This is a genomic window from Virgibacillus oceani, assembly GCF_041521345.1.
Classification (GTDB): Bacteria; Bacillota; Bacilli; order Bacillales; family Amphibacillaceae; genus Virgibacillus_N; species Virgibacillus_N oceani_A.
In genome coordinates this window covers 1-1,638 of record NZ_JBGOHB010000067.1, presented here as the reverse complement: position 1 = coordinate 1,638, position 1,638 = coordinate 1, and the positions used below count along the sequence as shown (strand labels likewise).

The 1,638-nt window shown below is 36.8% G+C and carries 1 protein-coding gene; it reads right to left on the bottom strand.

Annotated features, from left to right (window positions below; all coding sequences use genetic code 11):
• Positions 1–111: 111 nt before the first annotated feature.
• Complete coding sequence (locus tag ACDX78_RS23135) at positions 112–1,344, bottom strand: IS110 family RNA-guided transposase (RefSeq protein ID WP_486031205.1); 1,233 nt, start codon at positions 1,342–1,344, stop codon at positions 112–114.
• Positions 1,345–1,638: the final 294 nt, after the last annotated feature.

The window sequence follows — 1,638 nt, the reverse complement described above, 5'->3', positions numbered from 1 at the left end:
TTTGTATGAAAACACTTATGAAAATTGCTCTAAAAAGACAACAGGAAAGCAGCTCTCTCAAATTTGATTTTTTGAGAAAATAAAATTGATACTTCACATGTAATTTAGAATCTAAGCTATCTCTTGATCAGCCGATGTAATCTTGTATCCTTTCCTTTTAAGGTATTCAACCATCTTTAATTCTTTGGTTTGTTGTTTTTCTATCATGTATTCTGGACCGAGTTCTTGATATGGCTCTCCCGTTTCTAAGATGTTATAAGCAATTTTCAAAATTAAATTGGCTGTAGCAATACGCGCCTTCATCTTGCCTTGGCGTTTCATGATTCTTTTTTGAAAGGAAGAGATGCGATTGTTTTGACTAAGTGTCGCTAGTGCACATTCTGCCGCTATCGTTTTTAATGCCTTATTTCCTTTTTTGGATTTACTCTGTTTTTTTTTACCAGCACTTTCGTTGTTTCCCGGACTAACCCCAGCCCATGAGGCTAAATGTTTCTCTGATTTAAAAACGGTCATGTCAACACCCATTTCCGCAATGAAAATGGCTGCACCGTCTTTGTTTATTCCGGGTATAGTGTCTAGTAATTCTAACTCTTTACGATAGGGTTTAAGACAATAATCAATTTGCTCTTCCAGTTCTATAATCTGTTTCTCAATGTGAGTCATGTGCTCCCAATGTTGACGTAACATATAACGATGATGTCTACGGAGACGGCCATTTATTGCGTTAGCTATCTCAGAGAAGTTTGCTTTTACTTTATGATGCACCATTTTTCGAAGGGAGACTTCATCGATTTTTTCACCTTGGATGATCGCTTCAAGAATACGGCGTCCGGATACACCAAAAATCTCTGAAAGAACGGAAGTAAGTTTAATGTTCGCATCTTGTAAAATTTTGTGGATACGATTTTTTTCTTGCGTACAATTTTGAACTAACTTGGTTCGATAACGGGTAAGATCTCGTAAATCACGAATATCTTCCGGTGGAACAAAATTACTCTCAATCAGACCACTGCGTAAAAGTTTGGCAAGCCATTCCGCATCTTTTACATCCGTTTTTCGACCAGGAACATTTTTAACATGTTTCGCATTGGCAAGAATAAGTTGGAAATTTTCCTCCAAGATGTTCCAAATTGGTTTCCAATAAACTCCAGTGCTTTCCATTACTGCATCGGTTACTTGGAAGGAGGTGAGCCAATCATTCAAACTCAATAGACCGTTTGTCGTAGTGGAGAAAGTCTTAATTTCTTTTTTTGGTCTTTTATCCAATGAACCATATAATACACAAGCTACAACCGTTTTTTGATGTACATCTAAGCCTGCACATCGTTCAATCATTGCTTCCATCAGAGAACCACCTTATCTTTGATATAGTTAACAATACAAATGAAAGTAATCGCGTTACAAAATTTTTGTATACATGCTCGAAGCACAGTAGTTGGTACTTTTATACTTTCACAACCAGTTTCAGTGACAGGGTATCCCACTTTCTTTCGGATCCACCAGAATGTTATCAGTCTGGTCGTATTGTTATTAACTATATCTCCATATTTTTCTAAATGAATACTTCTATTTCGTTTAGAAATTCATTTTCATGGTAGTTGGTGGCGATGCGTAGCATAGCCATGGTTGTTTCAGTGG

What these genes read in the sequence shown, in the direction of transcription:
- ACDX78_RS23135 (WP_486031205.1), bottom strand. Translation starts at nt 1,344, where the DNA reads ATGGAAGCAATGATTGAACGATGTGCAGGCTTAGATGTACATCAAAAA.